Genomic DNA, 23,051 nt, shown 5'->3' with positions numbered 1-23,051 from the left:
CCGCACGCGCCACGTCTGCGACGCGGCGCGATGCGTCAATCCGCCGCTACTGCGGCACACGCGCCTGCAATGCCCGAATACGAAACAGCGCCTGCGTGTTGGACACCGTCGTGTCGTACATCTTCGCGAGATCGGCCTTCAGCGCGGTGCGCGATCCGCCGTCGAGATAAACCATATGCCCCGACGGATAAAAGCGCGCCGACAGGTTCTGCCGGACCTGCTGGCTGAGCAGCGGCATTTGCTGCAGATCGAGCACGGTCTGATAAAACGGCGTGACGAAATCGAAGAAGCCGTTGGCCGACAGCACCTTCAGGTCGGGATTGAGGGCCATCACGGCAGCCAGGTCGCCGGCGGTGTACAGAATGATGTTGCCCTTCGAGTCGACGCCCTTCTGCGCGCCGGTCGGATCGATGTGACTGAAGTCCCAGTACTTGAAGGCCTGGTCGTTCAGATCGGTGAACGACGAATTCGACGTGTATTTCAGCTGCTCGTTCAGATACACGTTCCACATCGTCGTGTAGACGCCGGTCACCGCCGTCATGGTCGGGTCGTTGCCGCCGGAATTCGGGTCGATCTTGCCGGCAATGCCCGTGCCGATCGCCGTCACACGGCCGTCGTACTCGCCGAGCGCAAGCCCCTTGGATTTCAGCAGCGTGGTGAGGAACAGCGAATTGCCCCGGCTGTCGTACGAGGCGACATCCAGACTCCACGCGAGCAAAGTCGTTTTGTCGATGCCCGTGTATTCGCTGAGCTTTTCGACCGTTGCCGAATCAGTGGTCGGAAACTTACGCAGCGCGGCCAGATAGTCCGTGCGCGCGAACTGCGCGACTTCTTCGGCGAACGTGCCGAGGTCGGTCGGCCGCGGCGCGATGCCGAGCTTCTTGTGATACCACGCGTCCGCCGCCGCCGTGGGCAGCGCGCCGACCGGGTTGCCGGCCTGGGTGTAATCGAGAATCGACGATTGCAGCGTAATGCCGTTCAGATCCACGCCGTCTTCATGCAGGCGGTACGCCAGCACGCAACTGCGCGCCGTGCCGTACGACTCGCCGAACAGGTACTTCGGCGAATTCCAGCGGTTGTTCTTCGTCAGAAAACGCTTGATAAACTGCTTGATCGAGTCCGCGTCCTGGTCGACGCCCCAGAAGTCGCGGTTCTTCTTCGGCGCGATCGCCGCCGAGTAGCCGGTGCCGACCGGGTTGATGAAGACGAGGTCGCTCTTGTCGAGCAGGCTGTCCGGGTTGTCTTCCATTGAATACGGCGCGGGCGGCGTGAAGCTCGGCATCGAGGTCTTGATGCGGCGCGGCGCGAACGATCCCAGCAGCACGAACACCGACGACGACCCAGGCCCGCCGTTATAGAAGAACGTGACCGGCCGGTTTTCTTCCTTCTGATTGTCCTGCGTGAACGCCACGTAGAACATGCGGGCTTCCGGCTTTGAACTGCTCGGGTCGACGATGACGAGGTGGCCCGCCGTCGCCGTGTAGTCGATCTTGTGTCCGCCGATGGTGACCGAGTGATGCGTGATCGCCGCGCTTTCATCGGTTTCGGTCACGGAATCGTCCGGCCCGTTGCCGTAAGCAACCGGGTCGAAGAACGGCTGGTCTTTGGCCTTGTGCGGCGCGCTGGCCGGCGCGGGCGCGGGTGCCGGCGCCGATGCGCCTGAAGCATGCGAATTGTGCGACGGCTGCGGACTAACAGAAGCTGACTCGGTATTCGTCATGATCGCTCCATGGGTTCGTTCACGTCTTTTGTGCCGCCCCGAAGGACTTCCTTCGGGGCGCGTGCTGCAGACTATAGTGCGGCCGCCACCTTCTGACCATTGGGACTGCCGAGCCCCGTGCAGGCATCCCAACCCGCGGATGCCGCAAAACTGCCGTTGTTGCCTTGCGTGATGTCGTTGCACGCGCCCGTCGCCTTATACAGCTTCGGGTTGATGAAGCCGGCCGGCTGCCCTTTCGCCGCATTGATGCGCGCGATCAGCGCGGCCCACAGCGGCGCGACCGCGCTGGTGCCGCCGACCACCGTCTGCGTGCCGTCGATCAAGACACTGTAGCCGGTCACCGGCGAAGCGTCGCCCGCCACGTCCGGCACGCCGCGCCCGCCGAGCGCTTTCTTGCCGCCTTTCGTCGACGTGGCGGACAGGCCCTTCTGCCACACCGGCACAGGGAAAGCCTGGCTCACGCCGCCACCGGTCGCACCGCCCTGCGCGCCGTCGTTCCAGACCGCCTCGTGCGAGATCGAGATGCCCGACGCGGTGAGGCTCGTGCCGCCGCAGGCCAGCACATAGGGACTCGACGCCGGGAAGTCGACCTGATCGCCGCTGCCTGCGCCGTCGCTCGAACCACTGTCGCCCGACGCCGCGCAGACCGTCACGCCAAGCGTTGCCGCCGACTGCAGCACGCTGTTGAAGGCCTGCAACGACTGGCTGGTCCAGTTCGACTCCGGGCCGCCCCAACTGATCGAAATCACCGAAGGCTTGTTGGTCGTGTCGTGCACCGCGCGGCTCACCGCGTCGATAAAGCCGGCGTCGCTGTTCTGCGTGAAATACACCGCGATCTCCGCCCCGGGCGCGATCGCGCCGACAATTTCAATGTCGAGCGTGACTTCGCCGTCCGGCCCGTTCGGATCGCCGGTGGGCTGGTTGCTGCCCTGATCGACGCCGACCGACTTTACCTTGGGCGAGGCGACGCCGAGGCTCGCGAAATAGGATTTGAGATCGCTGGCGTTATACCCGCCGCCCAGCTCGATGATGCCGACGCACTGACCGCCGCCGTCGCCTTGCGGAAAATGGTAGAGCGACGCGAGCTGCGGCGGCGTAAACGAAGCCTGATGACCGCGAGCCGGCTGGAACGGCGGCCGGATGCGAAAATGCGGCCGCGCCTGCGGACGGTTGTCGAGGCCGAGCACGGCCTGCACCACGCCGTGCAGATCGTCGGGCACGCTGATCGTGCCGGTGCGGCCGCGGAACTGGCCAGACGTGTGGTGTTCGTAATGTTCGAGCTTGACGGCGAAGGCGTCCTGGAACTGCGCAATCGTGCCGCTCAGCAGGACCGTGCGCGCGGCCGGATCCTCGCGCACCACCGTCAAACCGTGTGCGGTGGCGAAGGCCTTGACCTTGGCGATGTCGTCCGGCGCGGCGCCGTAGTCTTTGGCGAGCGTCTCGCGCGACAGCGGCTTGACGCTGGGATCACCCGCTTCGATCTTGCTCATCAATGCGTCGAACTGCGCCTGCTGCTGACGGCGCAACATGACGAATACTTCGATCCGCTCCGCGGGATCGCATTGCCCCACGACTTTCGAACCCTGTTCCACTGTTCGCTCACTGCCGGGCAGCGGTTGCTTATTGACCATGGTGTCGACTCTCCAGTTAGCGTGACGGCGGGCTCCAAGAGTTGGATCCACGCGCCACGCGCCTTTCACAACCTCATCGCCTGAAGGCGGCGGCGAGTTTGCTGTTTCAAGGACGTCAATCGGTCCGACCAATCCATTCAAACACAGTTCCGGCGTGTGCGGCAGTTGTCCGAATGGCTAACGCCGCGCGGCCTCGATGCCCATCTTTCGCCGCTCGCGCTATGATGCTGCAGCGGCAATCCAGCCGTTACGTTGCCTCGCGCGCCGTCCGCGCGCACGATCAAAAGAATCAGAGGAAGCCCCATGTCAATTTCGATGTATCAAGCATCACTGCCCGTGTTGATCCGCGGCCTGACGAACCTGCAGGTCATTCTGGGCAAAGCGGAGGCGCATGCCGCCGCGAAACAGATCGAGCCGACGGTGTTCACCACCGGCCGGCTCGCACCGGACATGCTGCCGCTGACGCGCCAGGTCTATATTGCGAGCGACACCGCGAAGGGCTGCGCCGCGCGTCTGGCCGGCGTCGAAGCGCCGAAGTACGAAGACGTCGAACAGACTTTTGAGGAACTGATTGCCCGCCTTCAAAAGACGATCGATTATTTGCAGGAATTCAATGCGGAGCAGATCGATGGCTCGGAAGAACGGCCGATCACGCTGAAGCTGCGCTCGGGCCCGGTCGAGTTCACAGGCCAGTCGTATCTGCTCGGTTTCGTGCTGCCGAACTTCTATTTCCACGTCACGACGGCGTATGACATTCTGCGTCACAACGGCGTGGATCTCGGCAAGCTCGACTATCTCGGCGGCATCAAGTAAAGCGCGAGCCCGCGCGGACTCGAGATTGGCGCGCAGCGGCAATGAGCGCTCAGAAAGAGATGCTCTTGGGGGCGGCAAAGACCCGCTCCCCGGCCGGCTCAAACGCGCGGCTGGAACGCGATGATCGCCATGCCGGCCAGCGTGAAGGCAACGCCGGCGGCGTCCCACAGCGTGGGCCGCACCTTGTCGACGCACCATAGCCAGGCAATCGCCACCGCCACATACACACCGCCGTAAGCCGCATATACGCGGCCCGCGGCGGTGCCGTGCAAGGTCAGCAGCCAGGCGAACAGCGCGAGGCTCAGCGCGCCCGGCACCAGCAGCCAGATGGAACCTCCCTCTTTTAGCCAACGCCACGGCAAGTAGCAGCCGATAATTTCGGCAATGGCGGTCACGGCATAAAGCAGAAAAGTTTTCATTGAACAGGAAAGCGAGTGATTGTGTTGCCACCAATAACGCATGGCGCTCTATTGGCTTTATTAACACAATCACTTTGCGTGCGGGCACGGCGCATGCGAGAGTCTTCGCACTTACCGTAATTGGCAATTACCAATCGTCATGAGCATTGCGTCACCCTGCATCGACATCTGCAAGTTCGACAGCAAAACCGGCTTCTGCATCGGCTGCATGCGCACGCGCGATGAATGCAAAAGCTGGAAGAAGATGAAAGACAAACATCGCCGGAAAATCATCGAGGACCGCTCGCGGCGCGAGCACAAGCTGAACAAGTAAGCGGCCGCTTCTGCGCGGTTCGCGGCCTGGCGGTCTGAAGACGCGCCGCCGAGGCGCGGGCCTTATCCAGCCAGAATCAGTCCAGCGAAAGCCGCAACGCAAAGCCGATCAACGCGGCCGAGAAGGTCCAGCGCTGCAGCGTCTGCGCAAGCGGATGGGCACGCATCCAGCCCGCGATCCGCGCGGCGCCGATCGCGTACATCACGTCGAAACAGGCGCCGATAGCGAGCAGCACCAGCCCGAGCTCGATCATCTGCAAGGCCACCGGCCCCGCCTCCGGGCGCACGAACTGCGGCAGCAGCACCGAGCAGAACAGCAGCGCTTTCGGGTTCAGCAAGTTGGTCAGCAGGCCTTTGACAAAAGCGGCCCGCAGCGGGCGAGATTCGACGCTTGCCGCAGCATCCGCGTTGGCACCCGCGGCAGCACCGCCGGGCAGCGCAAACACCGGCGAACGAAAAATCTGAATCCCCACCCACGCAAGATAAACCGCGCCGCCATAGCGCACCACTTCGTACAACCACGGCGCGCTGCGCAACAACGCGGCCACGCCGCATGCCGAGAGCGTGACGTGCGTCGCGCGCGCCAGACCGAGGCCGCCGGCAGCCGCGAAGCCGCTGCGCACGCCGCGTCCGATACTGGTTTGCAGCACCAGCGCCATGTCCGGTCCAGGCACGGCATACACCACGAAAAGCGCTGCGATATACACGGCCAGCAGATGTGCGGAAATCATCGGATTCTCCTGTTTTCAAGGCTCTATCTTGCTATCGTCGGCGGAGGGTTTGCTGGCGAATTACTGGCTGGGAGCCCTCACCCTTGGAGGAATGCGCTAATATTGCGGCCCGAGCACCGGCTTTCCTCCAATCGTCATTAGCACCACAGAGCCATGACAACCGACCTCGATAAAACGGACCGCGCGATCCTCGCCGCGCTGCAGAAAGATGGCCGCATGTCCAACGCGCGGCTGGCCGAAACGGTCGGCCTGAGCGAAACGCCATGCGCGCGCCGTCTGAAGCGCCTCGAAAACGACGGCTATATCGACCAGTACCGCGCGATGCTGTCGCGCTCCGCGCTCGGCTTCGGCGTGGTCGCCTTCGTCTACGTGCGCTTTGCCGTGCACGACCGAGCGGTGGCGACACGTTTCGAGCGCGAGGTGCAGGCCATCCCGCGCATCCTCGCGTGTCACAACGTGTCGGGCAGCGCCGATTACATCCTGCAAGTGGTGGCGCGCGACCTCGACGACTACGGCACGTTCATGCGCGACGAGATGCGCAGCTTGCCGGGCGTGACGTCGGTGGAGTCGGCGCTGTCGTTGCGCGAAGTGAAGGCCAACGGCGGCTTGCCGCTGTCCTGAGCGCTAACGTGGCATAGTCACCCCTTTGAAACGGCGCGAGCCGACAGTTGAATACGGAGTTCTCATGGATCACGAACAGGCGCGAGCCGAAGAAACCGCGGCAATGCAGCGCGTATTGACCGCGACGCAGCGCGTGCAGTCGGCGTTCGCGTCGCTGCAATCGCAATTTCCGCCGGCCGGCAGCGGCACGCCTTCGCAGTTCGCGCTGCAAACATTCGACGCCGCGCTGCAGGAACTCGAAGACGCACAAGCCGCGTTCGACGAACTGCTTGGCGATCTGCTCGACGGCAATCGTTGAGACACTTCGAGGTGCGCTTCGCCGTGTAGCGGACAGCGAAGCGCGTCCGAAAATCGGCGTCATCACCTAGTTACGCTCGCACGTCGTCGCGCGTCGCGAACGCGCGGCAGTTGCCTCGTGTTTTCGTCAGCGCGGGGCGCCGCATCAAGCCGAGTTACGCATGAGTCGTAGCCCGCAATATCGCTCAAGCCGCTCGCCACCAGCAGCATCGGGAAACACCCTTCATTAGCCTTTCTTTCCTGTCGCCACCGAAAGAAAACACGCCTCCCGCACCACAACGTGCCCTAACCCACACCCCATCAAAGAATATTTGCTTCGTTTAACGAAGCATGTTGACTTCCGCCTGCGGGAGTGCCTAAAATTCGCCGTCTTCACAAACGGGGCCCATGCCTTGGACACCAGCAGTAGTCGACTTTCGAACAGTTTCACTGCCTGACCGGCCCGACGCCCGCGCTTTATTTTTCTCAGCCGCCGTCTCGCCAGCAGGCAGACGGTGCGCGCCGCAGCAACTCTCTCCGTGCACCTTGATTAGCGCCATCCGGCCGCGCCGTGCTTACGCACATGCGTCTCGTCGAATGGCATCGCGTCGCGAGTATCCGCTCGCGGCAGCGTTCGCTCGCGCCGTTTCGATTCGTTCGAAATGCGGCGTGGCCTAACGCGTGGACAAACACGTGCGTACTGAACGCCGATAAGGAGCCGCCATGGACAGTGACAGTTATCCCATATGCCGCTTAGCTGCCGCTCAGTCACGACCGAGCCGGCAGGCAAAAAATCATTTGCTCAAGGAAAGCGAGTAGACCTCCTTCGCCGCGCGCCCGATGCGCCGCGCTCCGTGTCTGCTGGCTTTCCGCAATCCGCGTCAAGCCATACGCCCGGAGAAAAAAACATGTACCTCGCTATCCTCGTACCGACACTGCAGCAAACCCACACCCACAGCGACGCCGCCCTCGCATTGCACGGCATCAAGCCGCATTGGCTCACCGTTGCCTGGCACCGCGTCAGGGCGCTCGCTTTGCGTCCCGCTTCGCGTCCCGTCTCGCGGCCCGCTTCGTAATCACACACGCTCAGCGCGTCTTCGCGTTCCGCCCGTGCCGCCGCCCCGTTTGGCCGCGCACACCCGGCGGATCGTGAAGACGCCCCGCTCAATCCAATCAAACCTACTCAGGCGGCTAGCATGTCCACTCCAATCAACGTCTCACCACCGCGCAGCGCCGTTCTCGACGACGCGCACCTCGGCGACATCAAGGGCGCGCTCGGCACCATCGCCCATCACGACACGGGGGCGCGCAACAGCTGGTGGGCCCGCGTGCGCACGCTGCTCGCGATTCTCGGGCCCGGCCTCATCGTGATGGTCGGCGATAACGATGCCGGCGCCTTCGGCACCTACACGCAAGCGGGACAGAACTACGGCACCACCTTGCTGTGGACCATGCTGCTGCTCGTACCCGTGCTGTTCGTCAATCAGGAGATGGTGCTGCGTCTCGGTGCGGTGACCGGCGTGGGGCATGCGCGGCTGATCTTCGAGCGCTTCGGCAAGTTCTGGGGCGCCTTCAGCGTCGTGGATCTGTTCATCCTGAACGCATTGACGATCGTGACCGAGTTCATCGGCATTACGTTCGTGCTGCAGTTCTTCGGCATTTCGAAAGTAGCCGGCGTCTGCATCGCCGCGGCGGTGACCATGGCCGCGGTCAGCACGGGCAATTTCCGGCGCTTCGAACGCTTCGCCGTGGTGCTGTGTCTGATGAGCCTGTTGCTGGTGCCCGTGCTGGTGTCGATCCACCCGCCGGTCAGCCAGATGGCGCACGATTTTCTGATTCCGGGCTGGCCCGCCCACTCGAAACTCAGCGACGTGATGCTGCTCGTGATCGGCATTGTCGGCACCACCGTCGCGCCGTGGCAGTTGTTCTTCCAGCAGAGCTACATCGTCGATAAGCGCATCACGCCGCGCTTCATGAAGTACGAAAAGGCCGACCTGTGGATCGGTATCGTCTTCGTGATGATCGGCGCCGTGGCGATGATCTCGTTTTGCGCGGCGCTCTACGCGGGCAAGCCCGAATCCGGCCATTTCATCGATGCAGGCGGCGTGATCGCCGACCTCGAAAGGTATGCCGGCCGCACGCCCGCCGTGCTGTTCGCCGTGGCGCTGCTCGACGCATGCATCATCGGCGCGGCGGCGGTGTCGTTGTCGACCGCCTACGCGATCGGCGACGTCTTCAAGATTCGCCACTCGCTGCATCGCGGCGTGTCGGATGCGAAGGGCTTCTACCTCGTCTACTTCGGCATCGTGGCGGCCGCGGCGACGCTGGTGCTGATCCCGGGCAGCCCGCTCGGCCTTCTGACGGAAGCGGTGCAGACGCTCGCCGGCGTGCTGCTGCCGAGCGCGACCGTGTTTCTGCTGCTGTTGTGCAACGACCGCGCGGTGCTCGGACCGTGGGTGAACTCGAAGAAGCTCAACGTCTTCACAGGCGCAGTGGTCTGGGTGCTCGTCATGCTGTCCATCATTCTCACGGCTTCCGTCATGTATCCGGATATCACCGGCGAAGCGATGCTCGAAGTGCTCGCAGGCGGCACGCTGATGGCCATGGCAGGCTATGCGGCGACCGTCGTGGTCCGCAAGCTGCGGCGGGAATCTGGCAACACGGCGGCTCATGAAAGCGAGCTCAGGTTGTCGAAGGAAACGCGCGCGGCCTGGCGCATGCCGCCTCTGGACGAGCTGCCGGCGCCGCAACTGACGATGTCCAAGCGGGTCTGGATGGGCGTGCTGCGCGGGTATCTGATCGTGGCGGTCGCGCTGGTGATCGTGAAGGTCGTGCAGATGGCGCTGTTGCATTGAATCGATAACGCCCAGCCGCCGGCCGTTCCCTCCGGCGAGCGGCGGCCGGGTCGTGCGTCGTTCAATCAGTATCCGTTTCGATCACCGGCTCGCAGAGAATCGGAAAATTGACCGAGTTCGCGATATAGCACTTCTCATGCGCCACATGATGCAAGTGCGCGGCGAGTTCGACATCGCCGCCCGCGCGAATCACGACGCGCGGGCGCAGCACGATCTGCGAAAAACGGCCTTGCTTCGGATCGTCGAGCATGGTGCCTTCGGCGTCGTCGCGATACGCGGTCACCGTGATGCCGGCGTCCGCGCATAGATGCAGATACCAGAGTTTGTGGCAGGCGCTGGCCGAGGCAACCAGCAGATCTTCGGGATTCCAGCGGTTGGCGTCGCCGAGAAAGGCCGCGTCCGATGAACCTGGAATCTCGGGTTTGTTGCCCGCCGCTATCACATGATCGCGCCCGTAATCGCGGTAGCCGGAAGTGCCGCTTCCGCGATTGCCGGTCCATTGCACTGATACCTTGTATTTGTGCTCGCCGTACGCCATGCCCATCTCCTTGCTGTCGAATCGGATCTGCTTGCCGAGGCGTGCATTTTATCCGCGACGCTCACGCGATGGACGCGTCTGCCTTGCTGACTAATTCCGCGGCGCCGCCATGCCCTTGCCGGCGAAATTCGGCACGCGCGGGTCCGGGTTCGCGTTCAGGCTCGTGCCGTTCGCCCGCATGGTGTTGAGTGCGGGACCGGCCCTTAAGCCGCCCACCGTTCCCGCGCCCGGCGACATCGGGCTCATGCCGGCGGCCGTTCCAGGGCCCGTTCCCGCTGTGGCGCCCGCGTTGTTGGTCATGCCGGAAGGCGCGCCATTGACGGCAGCCGCACCGGGGGCGCCCCGCTGCGTGACCGCCTGCCCATTCACTATGGCGACGGAACCGATCATCAGCGCCGACGCCAGGATACTGCCCCTTACGATCTTCATAGCCCACTCCGTTACATCGTCGAATTGCGCGACCGCGAGGTCCGTGTTGCCGGCCGCTCAAATAGTAAGACGACGCCCGGCCCGCTTCGTTCGCCGCCGCCAAACCAAAGCTCGACGGACGATGCGCGATAATCGACGGCTTTCTTCACCGACTGCACCGATGACCCAAACCGCTTTCGCCCCCTTTCAGGATCTGGCCCGCACCCTGCTACCGCACGCTTACGACGACAACGGCGACGGTTCGCACGACACCTCGCATCTGCAACGCGTCTGGAAAAACGCCGCGGCCATTCAGGCGCAAGAAGGCGGCGACGCGCAGGTCCTGTTCGCCGCCACGCTGCTGCACGATTGCGTAGCGGTCGAGAAGAACTCGCCGCTGCGCGCGCAGGCATCGCGCCTGTCAGCGGAAAAAGCGGCACGCGTGCTGGCCTCGCTTGGCTGGCCGCAAGCGCAAGTCGAGGCCACCGCGCACGCAATCGAGGCGCACAGTTTTTCCGCAAACGTCACGCCGACCACGCTCGAAGCGAAAACGCTGCAGGACGCCGACCGTCTCGACGCGCTCGGCATGCTGGGCGTGGCGCGCTGCTTCTACGTCGCCGGACGCATGGGCCGCGCCTTGTACGATCCGGCCGATCCGCACGCAACCCAACGTCCATTGGATGACACGCGCTACACGCTCGATCATTTCCGCACCAAGCTGCTGAAACTATCCGCGGGTTTTCAAACGACGGCCGGCGCACGTCTGGCCAGCATCCGCCATGACCGCCTGCAACGTTTCCTCGACGAATTCAGCGACGAAATCTGATCGTGTAACCGCCCGCGCGAAGTCGTACAAATCCTTACAAAGCAGCACGCGACCCGTGTGCACCGGGCGCACTTTCGCGGCGTTATTGCAGGCATCTACCCGCGGAGTCCGCCATGAACACGAACCTCACTTCCAGCCAACCGCAACGCGGCCGTATTCATCCGCTGGTTGCCGGCGCGGCTGTCGCCGTCATCCTGGCGAGCGCAACCGGCATTGCCGCGATGACCGGTCTGCTGCCGGTCTCGCATGCCGTCACGGAACCCGCGCTGCCGGTTACCGCAACCGCGCCGCAGATCGTCAGCACACCGGTCGCGGCACCGCAACCGGCTCCGGTTCAGCAGACGGCACAACAAGCCGCTCCTGCCCGGCCGCCGGTTCATCATCCGCACCGCGCGACGCCGGTGGCCGCGCCGAACTACGCAAACAATCAGGGCTACCAGGCACCTTATGAAGCCGCGGCGCCGCGCCCGGTCGCCGCCGACCCGTACGCGGGCGAAGTTGTCGCCATCAATACGGTGCAGGCGCCCGAGCCGACCACGGGGCTCGGCGCGCTGGGCGGAGCGGTGGCGGGCGGGCTGGTCGGCAATCAGATCGGCGGCGGCCGCGGCAAGATTCTCACGACGATTGCGGGCGCCGTCGGCGGCGGCCTTGCCGGTAACGGCATCGAGCACGCGGTGCGCAAGCAGACCACCTACCAGGTCCAGGTCCGCATGCAGGACGGCAGCTACCGCAACTTCAGCTACCCGACGCAACCGGCCGTGCAGATCGGCCAACGCGTTCACGTCTCCGGCGATTCGCTTAGCGCTTCGTGAACCTGCGGCCGGCGTGCAAAAAGGAATAAGACGGCTCCCTCGCGCGTTATGATCAATCGTTACGCCAGAACGGCTGATCGCGCACGATGGAGCACGCCTACATCCACCTATTGCACCAGTTAGCCGGCCATCCCGGCTGGACGCTCACGGTCATCTTCCTGGCGGCGTTTCTGGAGTCCCTCGCCGTCATCGGCACTTTCGTTCCGGGCAGCACCGCCATGTTCCTCGCCGGCGCGCTGATCGGCACCGGCTCGCTGAGCCTCGGCTGGGCGCTGGTGTGGGCGGTCGTGGGCGCCATCGCCGGCGACGGCATGAGCTTCTGGATCGGCAGCCGCTACAAGGATCGGATCGTCCAGTTCTGGCCGTTCTGCAAACATCCCGAGGTGCTCGAGGCGGGCCACCGCTTCTTCCGCAAACATGGCGCGAAGAGCGTCGTGCTGGCGCGCTTCATCGGCCCCTTGCGGGCGATCGTGCCGGTGGTTGCAGGCATGCTGGGCATGTCGCCGCTGCGTTTTTACGCGATGAACGTGCTGTCGGCGCTGATCTGGGCGCCTGCCCATATCCTGCCGGGCATGATCTTCGGCGCCTCGGTGCTGCTGGCCGGCGCGGTGTCGTTCCGGCTTGTCGTGATCATCGCGCTGCTGGTGGGGATCGTCTGGCTGAGTTTTCGCGTCGCGCGGTTTCTGCTCTCGCATGCCAATGCGTGGTCGAGCGCGGCGGGTCAGCAATTGGGAAGTTGGGCCTGCCGGCATCCGGGCCCGTTCGGCCGTTTCGCGCGCAAGATGCTCGACCCCAATACACCGGACGCCAGCAGCCTCCTGCTGACGTCGCTGGTGGTGCTCGTGTCGGGCGCGCTGTTTTTCGGCGTGCTCGACGACGTTGCCAGCGGCGATCCGCTGACGCGAGTGGACGTCTCCGTCTATCACTTCCTGCAATCGGTGCGCACGCCCTGGAGCGACACCATTCTCGCCGGTCTCTCGACGCTCGGCAGCAGTTTCACGCTCGCGGCGCTGGTCGTGACGGTCACGGTGTGGATGCTGCTGGAGCGGCGCTGGCGCACCGTCGGCTACTGGCTCGCGGCGGTGGTGTTTTCCCAATTGCTGATCTACGTGCTGCAGTTCGCGATGCACCGCGCGCCGCCCAGTACGTCGATGATCGGCGCCTACGTGTTTCCGAGCAATCACGTCGCCGCAACCGTCATCGTGTACGGTTTCCTGGCATTTCTGCTGGCGCGCCGGGTCGGCAGGCTCGAAGGGGTGCTGGTCGCCGCCGCGAGTGCGATCGTGGTGATACTCGTCGCGCTCGCGGGACTGTACTTCGGCAGGTACTGGGTGTCCGACGCGATCGGCGGCGCCGCGCTCGCGTACATCTGGGTGGCGATCGTTGCGTTGACAGCGATGTGGCGGCACCCGGAGGCGCCGCCCGAACGCGCGTTCATGCCTGTCGTGGTGATGGTGGTCGTGCTGGTCTGCGTGGGCGTGCAGATCGGCTTCAACATGCCCACGCCGCCGCCGGACAGCGCATTGCGCCCGCCTCCCGTGCTGGTCTCGCAATCGCAGTGGACGCTCTCCGTATGGAAGCGCCTGCCGTGCTATCGCTCGGACATGGGCGGCGACCGCAAGGAGCCGCTCACGCTGCAGTGGGTCTCGAACCTCGATTCGATCCGCGGACAGTTGCGCGCCCAAGGCTGGGTGGAGGGCACGGACGTCTCGGCGCACAGCCTGCTCTCGCTAGCCTCGCCCAATGTGGCGGCGGTGTCGCTGCCGGTCCTGCCAAAGCTCAACAACGGCGTGCCGTCCTCGGTGGTCTTCATGCGTCCGGGCGACACGCGCGACGAACGCGACGTGCTACGGTTCTGGCCCAGCGGTTACGCGGTGGGCAACGGCACATCCGTCACGCCGCTTTGGGTCGGCGCTTTCGCGCACGAACGGCTGTCCCGGGCGTCGTGGCCGATCAATATTCTGCGGGTCGACAGGGAGATGACTTCGTTCGATGCGCACGAGAAATCGAGTGCGGGCCTGGGCGCGGCGCTCGTCGCGCGGGTCAGTTGCCGTGGTGTGCCGGTGTCGTTGCTCGCCTCGCCGACGGAGTGAGCGCGTTCGCTGCTCCAGCGAAGAAATCCTACTGCACTCAATCAGTTATGTCGCTTGGCCAGGAGTTGTCCACAGGGATGTGAACAATTTCTGTGGATAAGGTGGGCGTACGCGACGGGCTCTGCACGATCCGCCGCCGGCGGCATCGCCAACGACGGATCCTTCCACCCGCTCATTGCCATCCGCCGTTCGGCAGGCGGCCGTGATACGGCGTGTCGCGGCAATGACCCCACGGGCCCAGCCAGTAACCCGGCGGGCACGCATAGGTCGAGACCGGCGGCGCTGCGTAAATCACCGGACGCGGCGCGACATAGACCGGCGGCGCGAAATGGCAATGGCCCCAGGTCCCGCGCCAGCCGTTCGGACCACAGCCGTCGGCGGCGTGAGCGGTGATCGCCGCAAGAGCGGACGCCGCCATCACGGCGCCGGCCAAAGCTGTACGAAGTGTCGACATGATGATTCTCCTTCACCCTGGTTGTCGTCGATTAAGAGTCGTTTCGTGTGCTGCGGGACACATGATCGGCTCCGACAGTTAGGTGGAAGTGAGCAGCGCGACGACGCCCGAACGACACTAGCTCCCCAATCATTTCCCCTTGACCCGCGCTGAAAATATAGGCAATATCTTTCCACTGTAAACATTTTGGCGCCTGGTTCGCATGGCCGCCGTCCATAGTCCGCGTTTCGCGAAACGTACGGCCGGCCGCCACCACGCGAACCTGGCCCTTCTCTGGAGTCCACGATGAACCTCTTACTGAGCTTTGCCCCGTTTCTGGCCTTTGCCGTAATCGAACGCCTTGCCGGTGCGCAGGCGGGATTGATCGCCGGTGCGCTCGTCGCCACCGCGTTGCTGCTGCGCGATGTCGTCAGCCCGGCTCGCCACGTCAAGCTGCTGGAAGCCGGCACCGTCCTGCTATTCGGAGCGCTGGCCGTTTATGCGCTGACCAGCGACGTGCACTGGTCGATCGCCGCGGTGCGCCTGCGTGTCGATGCAGGGCTCGCGCTGATCGTACTGACATCGATTGCCTTGCGCCGGCCGTTCACGCTGCAGTACGCACGCGAAAGCGTCGGCCGCGAGCATTGGAACAGCGCGCGCTTCATCCACGTCAACTACGTGATCAGCGCAGCCTGGGCGCTCGCGTTCGGCATGCTGGTGCTGGCCGACATCGCGATGGTTTATGCGCCGGCGCTGCCTCATTCGGTGGGCGTGATGGCGACCGTGGCCGCGCTGGTCGCCGCGGTGAAGTTCACGTCGTGGTATCCCGAGCAGTACGCGGTGGCGCAGACATCGCGCTAGCAATCGTGTTTCGGAACCCTGCGCCTGCTCATCGCAGGCTTCCGAATACCGGCTAATTTCGCGCTAATTCACGAGGATCACGATGACTCCATACCGCACGGAAAGACCCTCCGGGATCTCCGCAGATGCGGTTCGATCATCACGAGGATTAGCATCATGGACACGCAAACCGCCCTTTCCACCGAGCCCAATGACACGGCCAACGCAACCGCCGACGCATCGGGAGCCGCGCTGGAGCCGCCGCCATCGGACGAGGATCTGCTGCCGTTCTATCTGCTCGCCATGGCCGGCGCCTATTGACGGCTCCGCGAACTGCCCGCATCGCGTTACGTGGCGGCTCGATCCGCCCCACGTGCCAGCGGGGTCTCGCCACACCGCTAGTCCCGGCCACCCAGCACTTCGCGCACAGCGAACTCCTCGAATCGTTCCGCGTCCACGCTTGCGTCGGCACGCACAAGACCTCTCGTTCGTTCGACCAGATCGGCACGCGGGATCATGCCGCCGCGCGTGCGTCGGTTATCATTCAAACGCTCGCTTAGCGTGGTCCGGCCACGCGCCCGCGAGCTGCGAGTCAGGCACAACCCGACTGTTGCCGACAGGACGATCATGAGAATTCTCCTCGTTGAAGACGACCTGCAGATAGGTCAAAGTCTGCTGCGCGCACTCAAGGACGCCGACTATAGCGTCGACTGGGTGAGGGACGGCGTCGCCGGGCGCGACGCGATGGCCAATGCCGAATACACCGTCGTGCTGCTCGATCTGGGCTTGCCCGGCATGAGCGGCATCGAGTTGCTGAAGTCGTCGCGCGCGGCTGGCAACGCGGTCCCGGTGCTGATCCTGACCGCCCGCGACGATCTCGATTCGCGCGTGCAGGGCCTCGATGTCGGCGCCGACGACTACCTGCTCAAACCTTTCGACGTCCCCGAACTGCTCGCCCGCATCCGCGCCGTACTGCGGCGCAAAGCGGGTTACGCATCGTCGCGTCTCGGCGACGAATCGCTCAGCCTCGATCTCGACAAGCGCACGCTGACTTGCAACGGCGCAACGACCGTGCTGTCCGCACGCGAATTCGCGCTGATGCTCGCGTTTCTCGAACGCCCCGGCACGATCCTGTCGCGCGAACAGCTCGAGGACCGTTTGTACGGCTGGGGCAAAGAGGTCGAAAGCAACGCGGTGGACGTGCTGATTCATTCGGTGCGCAAGAAATTCGGCCTCTCGGTGATTCGCAATGTGCGCGGGCTCGGCTGGACCGTCATGCTCGGCGAAGCCGGCAAGGGACCGGCGTCATGACGCGCCCGCGGGCTCTCATCGGAACGGGTTCACTGGCCGCGCTGGTCGCGCTGTTCGGCGCCGCGCAGCCCGCGCCCGTCGAAGCGAAAACCGTCCACTACGCGAACGAGAAGGCCTGCCCTGTCGTTGCCGATCGCCCGGACCATAAGCCGTCGATTCGCGAGCAGATCGCGCACACGGTGAACGGCGACATCGCGTACTACCGTTTCGGCCACGGCACGCCGATCGTGCTGCAAACCGGTTTTCGCGCGACGGTTGCCGAATGGGACGCGGCCTTTCTGACCGATCTCGCCAAACGGCACGAAGTGATCGTCTTCGACAACCGCGGTATCGGCCGCTCGGAGCCGGCGGCATCGAGCTTCACGGCGCGGGACATGACGCTCGACGCGGCCGCGCTGATCGACACGCTGCGGCTCGCCGACGTCACCTTTGTCGGCTGGTCGATGGGCGGCGCGATTGCCCAGCAACTCGCGCTCGATGCGCCGCTCGCCGTGCGGCGCATCGTCCTCATGAGCGCGCCCGCGCCGGGATCGCTCGGCGTGCCGGTCACGCCCGACGTCGAAGCCACCCTGTCCGGCAAAGCGGGCACCACCTTCATGGATGTCATGCGGGTCCTGTTTCCGCCCAATGCAGTGGACGCCGCGCAGCGGTGCTTCCGTCAGAATATGTTCCAGCCGGCCGGCTATCAGCCGCCCGCCATTTCCGCGACGGTGACCGAAGGCCAGTCCGCGCTGCTGCACGACTGGTCCAGCGACGAAGCCGCCGCAGCAGCGCTGAAAAAGGTGCGCGTCGCCACCCTGATCCTGACGGGCGCCGACGATCAGGTCTTGCCTAAGCAGAACTCCGAAGCGCTCGCCGGACAGATTCCGCATGCGCAACTGCTCGTGGTGCGTTCGGCGGGCCACGCGATGATGTATCAGTACCCGCATGCGCTGGCCGCCGCGATCAACACGTTCATCGCAACGTCGCGCCCGCCCGGCAGCGCCGAATAGATCCCCAGCTTCGGCCAGCGCCGCGCGCTCCGGCGACGCGAGCGCCCCGCCCGTTCAGGTAACCGACGCGCTCAGCGCGTCGCCATTTCGGCGGACGCCTGCATTTCGGCGCGAGCCTCCTGCATCAACGCGATTGCCCGGCCTGCGTGGCCGCCCATGTCGTAGCCGTTGGCGCGCTGCGCGGCGCGCATCCGCTCGATTGCCTGCTGCGCGTTGAAGTCCGCCGCTTCGATGTTCGGATGACGGCTCATGTAGTAACCGTAGGCGTAGCCATCGTCGGCGACGGCACAGCCGGATACGAGTGAAAGCGCCAGCGCGGTAGCGGCGACCAAAGCCAGTTGACGTTGCTTCATGACCGATGATCCTCTCGACCGTTAATCGTTAATCATTGATGGTTGGTTCGGGGTACTGCCGGTTCGAGCCGGCGCCTCAACGGCGCCAGTAGCCATAGCCGTAACCCCAGCCGCCGTAATAGCGCGGATACGGCGGATGCCCGTAGTACCCGATCACGACAGGCGCCGTGTACACCGGCGGCGGAGGCGGTGGCGGCGGTGCGTAGTAGACCGGCGGCGGCACGTAAGCGGGCACCACTGGAAACACGGGCCCGCCTACTCCAACACCGACACCGACGAACACATGAGCCTGCGCGCAGCTCACCAGGCCGGCGCCGAGTGCCGCGGCGACTATTAGTTGGCGAATGACTTTCATTTTCTGTTCCCCTTGTCGATCGGTGCGAGTCGGTTGGCTGCATCGAATGACTGCATTGTGGTCACGCAGAATGAGGGGAAAATTAGCCGGGTACGAGTCCGGAATTCGCACGGGGCCGAGGTGTGATTCGCCGGTTTCGAGCGCTCATTTCCGGCTCATTCTTCGCGCCTAAGCTTCATTCCATCGACGGGCAACGCCGGCTCCCACAGCCGGATCGAAAGACTCGTCGCAACACGGACTGGAGAAAATCATGTTCACTGAACTTGCGAAGAAACTGAGCGCCTTGCTGATCACCACCGAGGACCACGAACGCGAAGCCTATCTGGCGTCGTCGGTCGATCTGGTCGATCTGGAACACCGCATCAACGTTGTCGAAACGCATGCGGATCCGGCGCGCTGGTACGGAGCCAGCACGCCGCACGAAGGGAGGATGTGAAGTACGTCTCGCAGGCCACGCTTTAGCGCGTGCTTCACTCAAACGTGTCCATGAGGTGCGGACCGACTGGTCCGCCCTCAAGCCATGGGGTCCGCCCTGGCCGAAAAACAGCAGTTCGCCGGTAGCCCATTCACGTTCAAACGCTGGTTCATGCGGCCACCTGGAATTTTCCACTGAAAAGATTTCGCCCTCACCGCCCCGTTTGTCGACACGTCTTCTCGCTGGAAAAATCTACCGGACCCGACCGCCCGAGATGCCCATTCTCGGCAATGCGAAGCAACAGACGCGCACACCGCATCAGTTTTCTCTAGAGTTGAAGGGTCGACCATCCAACACGCCAGTCGACTTTGTCGCGCTGATTGTCCAACGCGAGTTTCAATCAAAGGGAAAATCAAATGAGAACTTCTGTTCACCACGAAGTAAAGACCTATTCCGACGAGCAACGCGGGGTTCGTCAACTTCAAACGGGCGCCTTAAAACTTAAACACACCATCACCCCGGACGAGATCCGGGACTACCTGCCAGCCGGTCAAGGCGGAGTCGGGTTTCTATTTCACGCTACCGACTGGGAAACACTTTCGTTTTCATTTCACAATGTGAAGCAACGAAATGCGTCATTCGAAGAAGAGCTTTGGAACACCAAGCCTTTCATTGCCTCACCGATCTATTCGGGCTCGCAGATCATCGGCGCCAATATTGCCTGTCCGGTGCCGCTGGAAATGTGGCTCGGCAGCCCGCGCGGCATCAAGCGATTCCGCGAGACGCAATTCTTCCCGGCTCTCGAGCTGGCGCGACAGGCCGGCCTGAACATGGTGGCGATGGGCGCCTCCACGCCCTACGCATGCAACTACGGGGCACTGCCGCGCGATACCAAACCGCCGCATATCACCACGGGCCACGCCGCCACCGCCGCGATGCTGAAAGACTGGGCCATGCACTGCTGTAATGAGCTCGATCTCGAATTCGGCAAGACCAAGCTTGCTCTATTCGGCGCGGCCGGCCGGCTCGGCACGACGGTGGCCAAATACGCGCTCTATAAAGATGCACCGCGTGAGCTTGTTCTGATCGATCTGCCGGACAAGGTGAACCTGCTCGCTGAGCAAGCCAAAGAGTTGATGGCCTCGGACCTGCTCGGTAAAACGCGGGTCTCCGTGCATACCTTCAGTCCGAACACGCCGTTGCCGGACTTCGACGGCGCGATTCTGGCGAGCAGCACCAGCGTGCCCTACCTCACCGCAGCCGATCTCAAGCGCGCGCAGTTCTGGATCGACGACTCCCATCCGCGAGCAGCGAGCGTCGAGGCCGAACTCGCGTCACGCGGTCATACGCTATATATTGAGTGCTTCGCGCGTGGCCCTGCCGGACTCAACACCGCGTTCCCGTTCCGGCTGCCGACCACGCGCGATTGCTATACCTGTTTCGCCGAAGGCTACTCCGCCTGGCAGGAAGGCATTGCGTCCGACTTCATCATCGGCAGCCCGCCCGTGTGGTCCGTCTCGTACACGCACAGCCTGCTGAAAAAGTACGGCTTCGCGGTCGGCCCTTTCCACGGCAAAGACGGTTCGCCGATCGAGCTGGCGGATGCGCAACTTGGCGGCAAGCAAGAATTGATGGGGTCGTAGAACGTCACTGGAGGCCTGATGGTAATGCCGCGCGAGAGCATGCGGGACGTGCTGGAACGAAGCCGGTTTGCAATACGATGGGGCGGCGCACTGGGCCTCCTGTGCCACCCCATCTACTACGTAGTCTGGACCTATGTCCTGCCGCAGCCTTACGACAATCTCTCTCTTCGGCTCAGTGCGGCGTTCGTCTGCATTCCATTGATTTTCCAGGCGCGCTGGCCAAAGCGATTCAATCATTACCTGCTGATCTATTGGCATTGCTGCCTGATCTACGTCCTGCCATTCGTTTGCACATTTCTCGCGATCAGAAATTCATTCTCCACCATGTGGATGATGACCGAGGTCATGATGATCTTCATCATGGCGCTGTGCATCGACAATCCGCTTTTGCTGATGGGCTGCATCGGCATTGGCGTTTTTTCCGGGGCGCTTGCCGCAGTGATCAGTTCGCCGGTGCCGATTGTCTTGACCGCGGCCGATCAATCGAACCTCGCCTTGCTGCCGGTCGTCGTCCTGTGCAGCATGGCGTTCAGCCATGCGATCAGCAAAGGACGCATCTTCGTCGAAAAGAACCGCGCGTTGCAGGCGCTTGCCGGTTCGATCGCGCATGAAATGCGCAACCCGCTCAGCCAGTTGCGCTATGTGCTGGATCGCGTGGAAGAAGCCTTGCCCGCGACGATGGGACCCAACCGCCCGCTCGCACTCACACACGACAAACACGACCGGCACGACAGGAACGAGAGCGCCGCGGGGCTGTATCGTCATCTCGCCCAAGGGCAGTTGTCGATCGAGCGCGGCCTGCGCATCATTGCCATGACGCTGGACGAGGTCAGTGCCAAACCCATTCGCCCGGACTACCTCACTTATCTGAGCGCGACGAGCACCACGCGTAAGGCGCTGGAAGAATACGGCTTCGCCGACGAAAAGGAACGCGGCAAGGTCAGGCTGGTGGTGCGGGAAGACTTTACGTTCAAGGTCGACGAAACCGTCTATCTGTTCACGCTGTTCAATCTGATCAAGAACGCGCTGCATCACATCGCCACGCACCCGGCGGCCACGCTCACACTGACGATCGAGCAGCAGTCGGTCATGGTTCGCGACACGGGGCCCGGCATTGCGCCCGAGATGGTGTCGCATCTGTTCGAGCCCTTCCGTACCGCGGGCACTTCGGGCGGCACGGGGCTCGGACTCGCCTACTGCCAGCGCGCGATGCGCGCCTTCGGCGGCAGCATCAGCTGCCGCTCGGAGGTCGGCAAGTTCACGGAATTCACGCTGCAATTTCCCGTTGTCCCGAAGAGCGAGATCGTGGACCACGAGCGGCGCATTTTTGAACGCGCCACGCCGGTGTTCAAAGACCGGCGCATTCTCGTCGTGGACGACGACGCCGCTCAGCGCGCACGAGCCTGCCGTGCATTGTCGAAAGTGGGCGCGCAGGTGAGCGAAGCGGAAAACGGTGCGATTGCAGTGACCGTGCTCCGGGAGTCGGCCCCTTACGACCTCGTGTTGATGGACATCAACATGCCGGTTCTGGACGGCTATACGGCCGCCGAGAGAATTCGCGCAGGGCACGACCATCCTGGCTGGAATGTCCTGATTGCCGCCTATACCGCCGAGCCCGGGAGCGTGGTGCGCGTGCTCGCCCGGCGTGCCGGCATGGACGGAATCATCAGCAAATCCTGCAGCGTGATCGAATTGATCACGACGCTGCAGGCGCTCTTCGAAAACGGCAACCGTCATCATCTGAGCCAGAAATCCGACGCGTTCTCCGGCAAATCGATCCTCGTCGCGGACGACGATACCTACAGCCGGCTGGTGGCCAAAGCCTATCTGGAGCGATGCGGCGCGAGCGTCGTCGAGGCCGAGCACGGGCAGGCCGTGCTCGCGCATCTGCAGGCGGACGGCGTGATCGACGCTATCGTCATGGACATGAATATGCCGGGCATGGGCGGCCTGGAAACAACCGCGTCGATTCGCGCGCGTGCCGACTCGTACGCCACCGTGCCGATCATCGCGCTGACCAGCCAGTCCGATATCAAGGCCGTCCAGACCTGCCTTGCCGTAGGCATGAACGAAGTCATGATCAAACCGGTGCAAGCCGGTTCGCTCTATGCGTGCCTTGCGCGGCAGTTTGCCCAGCAACGCGGCTCGAGCGTGCCGACAGATGCAGAACTATCGTCGACGCCAGCGGCCACGCCGGCCGGCAAACCGCCCATCGTGACGGACAGCGAACTGCTCGACGAAAAACACCTTGAAGAGCTTGCATCGCTCGATCTGCTCGACGAATCGTTCCTCAAAGGCATCGAGCAGATTCGCCAACTGGTGACGCGGCTTGCGGCCAGCGTCGCGGCCGGCGACCTCGAATCGACGCACGGCGCGTTGCATGTCCTGCTTGGCGTGAGCGGCAATATCGGCGCGAGGGCGCTGCATCAGTTCGCGCGGCAAATCTATCCGCGCGTGGTGGAAGGCCAATGGCCGGTGGAAACCGATTGGCTTGCGCGCATCGGCATCCTGAGCGAGCGCTCGACCGATGCGTTGCAGACGTATTTCGTTACGGCCAGGGCAAGCCACGAACAACGGGATTTTTGAGCGATTGACGGCGCTCGAAAGCGGACCCCGGAGTGAGCCAGGAGTGAACCCGGTGGTCACACACGCGG

Annotated in this window: 25 protein-coding genes; 16 read left to right on the top strand and 9 right to left on the bottom strand. The window is 63.7% G+C overall.

Translation table 11 applies throughout. From position 1 onward, the window contains the following. Positions 1 to 46: 46 nt before the first annotated feature. Complete coding sequence (locus PQR54_RS12595; protein WP_408245988.1) at positions 47 to 1,720, bottom strand: S10 family peptidase; 1,674 nt, start codon at positions 1,718 to 1,720, stop codon at positions 47 to 49. Between the two features lie 71 nt (positions 1,721 to 1,791). Continuing rightward, on the bottom strand, positions 1,792 to 3,351 hold the full coding sequence (locus PQR54_RS12590; protein ID WP_408245986.1) for a S53 family peptidase: 1,560 nt from the start codon (positions 3,349 to 3,351) through the stop codon (positions 1,792 to 1,794). A 303-nt stretch (positions 3,352 to 3,654) separates the two neighbouring features. Here PQR54_RS12590 and PQR54_RS12585 point away from each other — a divergent pair, with 303 nt between their 5' ends. Continuing rightward, positions 3,655 to 4,164: a DUF1993 domain-containing protein gene (locus PQR54_RS12585; protein ID WP_408245984.1), complete on the top strand. Its 510-nt coding sequence runs from the start codon at positions 3,655 to 3,657 to the stop codon at positions 4,162 to 4,164. Positions 4,165 to 4,262: 98 nt separating this feature from the next. Here the strand turns inward: PQR54_RS12585 and PQR54_RS12580 are convergent, their stop codons facing one another. Next, entirely contained in the window at positions 4,263 to 4,583 is a 321-nt protein-coding gene (locus tag PQR54_RS12580; protein ID WP_408245982.1) for a YnfA family protein, read from the bottom strand. A 139-nt stretch (positions 4,584 to 4,722) separates the two neighbouring features. Between PQR54_RS12580 and PQR54_RS12575 the strand changes: the two genes are divergently transcribed. Continuing rightward, on the top strand, positions 4,723 to 4,896 hold the full coding sequence (locus tag PQR54_RS12575) for a DUF1289 domain-containing protein (RefSeq protein ID WP_281002775.1): 174 nt from the start codon (positions 4,723 to 4,725) through the stop codon (positions 4,894 to 4,896). A 76-nt stretch (positions 4,897 to 4,972) separates the two neighbouring features. Here PQR54_RS12575 and PQR54_RS12570 read toward each other — a convergent pair whose 3' ends face one another. Further along, positions 4,973 to 5,626, bottom strand: a complete 654-nt coding sequence (locus PQR54_RS12570; RefSeq protein WP_408245980.1) for a LysE family translocator — start codon at positions 5,624 to 5,626, stop codon at positions 4,973 to 4,975. Positions 5,627 to 5,779: 153 nt separating this feature from the next. On the opposite strand from PQR54_RS12570, the gene PQR54_RS12565 reads away from it, so the two are divergent. From PQR54_RS12565 to PQR54_RS12550, 4 genes are all read left to right on the top strand, one after another. Then, on the top strand, positions 5,780 to 6,247 hold the full coding sequence (locus PQR54_RS12565) for an Lrp/AsnC family transcriptional regulator (RefSeq protein ID WP_012426651.1): 468 nt from the start codon (positions 5,780 to 5,782) through the stop codon (positions 6,245 to 6,247). Positions 6,248 to 6,311: 64 nt separating this feature from the next. Continuing rightward, entirely contained in the window at positions 6,312 to 6,545 is a 234-nt protein-coding gene (locus PQR54_RS12560; RefSeq protein WP_106286340.1) for a hypothetical protein, read from the top strand. Between the two features lie 886 nt (positions 6,546 to 7,431). Further along, the gene (locus tag PQR54_RS12555) at positions 7,432 to 7,599 is read left to right on the top strand and encodes a hypothetical protein (RefSeq protein WP_408245977.1); all 168 of its coding nucleotides are present in this window, start codon (positions 7,432 to 7,434) and stop codon (positions 7,597 to 7,599) included. 120 nt (positions 7,600 to 7,719) lie between these two features. Further along, positions 7,720 to 9,378: an NRAMP family divalent metal transporter gene (locus tag PQR54_RS12550; protein ID WP_408245975.1), complete on the top strand. Its 1,659-nt coding sequence runs from the start codon at positions 7,720 to 7,722 to the stop codon at positions 9,376 to 9,378. 61 nt (positions 9,379 to 9,439) lie between these two features. Here PQR54_RS12550 and PQR54_RS12545 read toward each other — a convergent pair whose 3' ends face one another. Both PQR54_RS12545 and PQR54_RS12540 read right to left on the bottom strand, forming a co-directional pair. Beyond that, positions 9,440 to 9,916: an OsmC family protein gene (locus tag PQR54_RS12545; protein WP_408245973.1), complete on the bottom strand. Its 477-nt coding sequence runs from the start codon at positions 9,914 to 9,916 to the stop codon at positions 9,440 to 9,442. A 90-nt stretch (positions 9,917 to 10,006) separates the two neighbouring features. Further along, positions 10,007 to 10,345, bottom strand: a complete 339-nt coding sequence (locus PQR54_RS12540) for a hypothetical protein (RefSeq protein WP_408245971.1) — start codon at positions 10,343 to 10,345, stop codon at positions 10,007 to 10,009. Positions 10,346 to 10,505: 160 nt separating this feature from the next. On the opposite strand from PQR54_RS12540, the gene PQR54_RS12535 reads away from it, so the two are divergent. The 3 genes from PQR54_RS12535 to PQR54_RS12525 all read left to right on the top strand — a co-directional run bounded on the left by PQR54_RS12535 (position 10,506) and on the right by PQR54_RS12525 (position 14,055). After that, on the top strand, positions 10,506 to 11,150 hold the full coding sequence (locus PQR54_RS12535; RefSeq protein WP_408245969.1) for an HD domain-containing protein: 645 nt from the start codon (positions 10,506 to 10,508) through the stop codon (positions 11,148 to 11,150). 113 nt (positions 11,151 to 11,263) lie between these two features. Next, positions 11,264 to 11,962, top strand: coding sequence for a glycine zipper 2TM domain-containing protein (locus PQR54_RS12530; RefSeq protein ID WP_408245967.1), 699 nt, complete (start codon positions 11,264 to 11,266; stop codon positions 11,960 to 11,962). A gap of 86 nt (positions 11,963 to 12,048) precedes the next feature. Beyond that, a complete protein-coding gene (locus tag PQR54_RS12525; RefSeq protein ID WP_408245965.1) occupies positions 12,049 to 14,055 on the top strand; it encodes a bifunctional DedA family/phosphatase PAP2 family protein in 2,007 nt (668 codons plus the stop codon). A gap of 172 nt (positions 14,056 to 14,227) precedes the next feature. Here the strand turns inward: PQR54_RS12525 and PQR54_RS12520 are convergent, their stop codons facing one another. After that, on the bottom strand, positions 14,228 to 14,509 hold the full coding sequence (locus PQR54_RS12520; RefSeq protein ID WP_408245964.1) for a GCG_CRPN prefix-to-repeats domain-containing protein: 282 nt from the start codon (positions 14,507 to 14,509) through the stop codon (positions 14,228 to 14,230). 285 nt (positions 14,510 to 14,794) lie between these two features. Between PQR54_RS12520 and PQR54_RS12515 the strand changes: the two genes are divergently transcribed. The 4 genes from PQR54_RS12515 (at position 14,795) to PQR54_RS12500 (ending at position 17,631) form a co-directional block, all read left to right on the top strand. After that, positions 14,795 to 15,349 carry a hypothetical protein gene (locus PQR54_RS12515; protein ID WP_408245962.1) on the top strand — a complete coding sequence of 185 codons (555 nt, stop codon included), beginning with the start codon at positions 14,795 to 14,797 and terminating at the stop codon, positions 15,347 to 15,349. Positions 15,350 to 15,505: 156 nt separating this feature from the next. Next, the gene (locus PQR54_RS12510) at positions 15,506 to 15,649 is read left to right on the top strand and encodes a hypothetical protein (protein ID WP_408245960.1); all 144 of its coding nucleotides are present in this window, start codon (positions 15,506 to 15,508) and stop codon (positions 15,647 to 15,649) included. Between the two features lie 306 nt (positions 15,650 to 15,955). Further along, complete coding sequence (locus PQR54_RS12505; RefSeq protein ID WP_408245958.1) at positions 15,956 to 16,639, top strand: response regulator transcription factor; 684 nt, start codon at positions 15,956 to 15,958, stop codon at positions 16,637 to 16,639. After that, entirely contained in the window at positions 16,636 to 17,631 is a 996-nt protein-coding gene (locus PQR54_RS12500; protein ID WP_408245957.1) for an alpha/beta fold hydrolase, read from the top strand. The genes PQR54_RS12505 and PQR54_RS12500 overlap by 4 nt, the downstream gene beginning before the upstream one ends. Positions 17,632 to 17,702: 71 nt before the next feature. Here PQR54_RS12500 and PQR54_RS12495 read toward each other — a convergent pair whose 3' ends face one another. Further along, positions 17,703 to 17,984 carry a hypothetical protein gene (locus PQR54_RS12495; protein WP_408245955.1) on the bottom strand — a complete coding sequence of 94 codons (282 nt, stop codon included), beginning with the start codon at positions 17,982 to 17,984 and terminating at the stop codon, positions 17,703 to 17,705. A gap of 76 nt (positions 17,985 to 18,060) precedes the next feature. Next, the gene (locus tag PQR54_RS12490; protein ID WP_408245953.1) at positions 18,061 to 18,339 is read right to left on the bottom strand and encodes a hypothetical protein; all 279 of its coding nucleotides are present in this window, start codon (positions 18,337 to 18,339) and stop codon (positions 18,061 to 18,063) included. A gap of 250 nt (positions 18,340 to 18,589) precedes the next feature. Between PQR54_RS12490 and PQR54_RS12485 the strand changes: the two genes are divergently transcribed. The 3 genes from PQR54_RS12485 to PQR54_RS12475 all read left to right on the top strand — a co-directional run bounded on the left by PQR54_RS12485 (position 18,590) and on the right by PQR54_RS12475 (position 22,983). After that, positions 18,590 to 18,775, top strand: a complete 186-nt coding sequence (locus PQR54_RS12485) for a DUF3563 family protein (RefSeq protein ID WP_408245951.1) — start codon at positions 18,590 to 18,592, stop codon at positions 18,773 to 18,775. A 395-nt stretch (positions 18,776 to 19,170) separates the two neighbouring features. Next, a complete protein-coding gene (locus PQR54_RS12480) occupies positions 19,171 to 20,397 on the top strand; it encodes a hypothetical protein (RefSeq protein WP_408246079.1) in 1,227 nt (408 codons plus the stop codon). Positions 20,398 to 20,415: 18 nt separating this feature from the next. Further along, the gene (locus tag PQR54_RS12475) at positions 20,416 to 22,983 is read left to right on the top strand and encodes an ATP-binding response regulator (RefSeq protein WP_408245949.1); all 2,568 of its coding nucleotides are present in this window, start codon (positions 20,416 to 20,418) and stop codon (positions 22,981 to 22,983) included. Positions 22,984 to 23,051 lie beyond the last annotated feature (68 nt).

Source organism: Paraburkholderia phytofirmans, assembly GCF_046028095.1.
Classification (GTDB): domain Bacteria; phylum Pseudomonadota; class Gammaproteobacteria; order Burkholderiales; family Burkholderiaceae; genus Paraburkholderia; species Paraburkholderia phytofirmans_A.
Note: the sequence above shows the minus strand (reverse complement) of the source record. Positions and strands in the feature narration are given on the sequence as shown.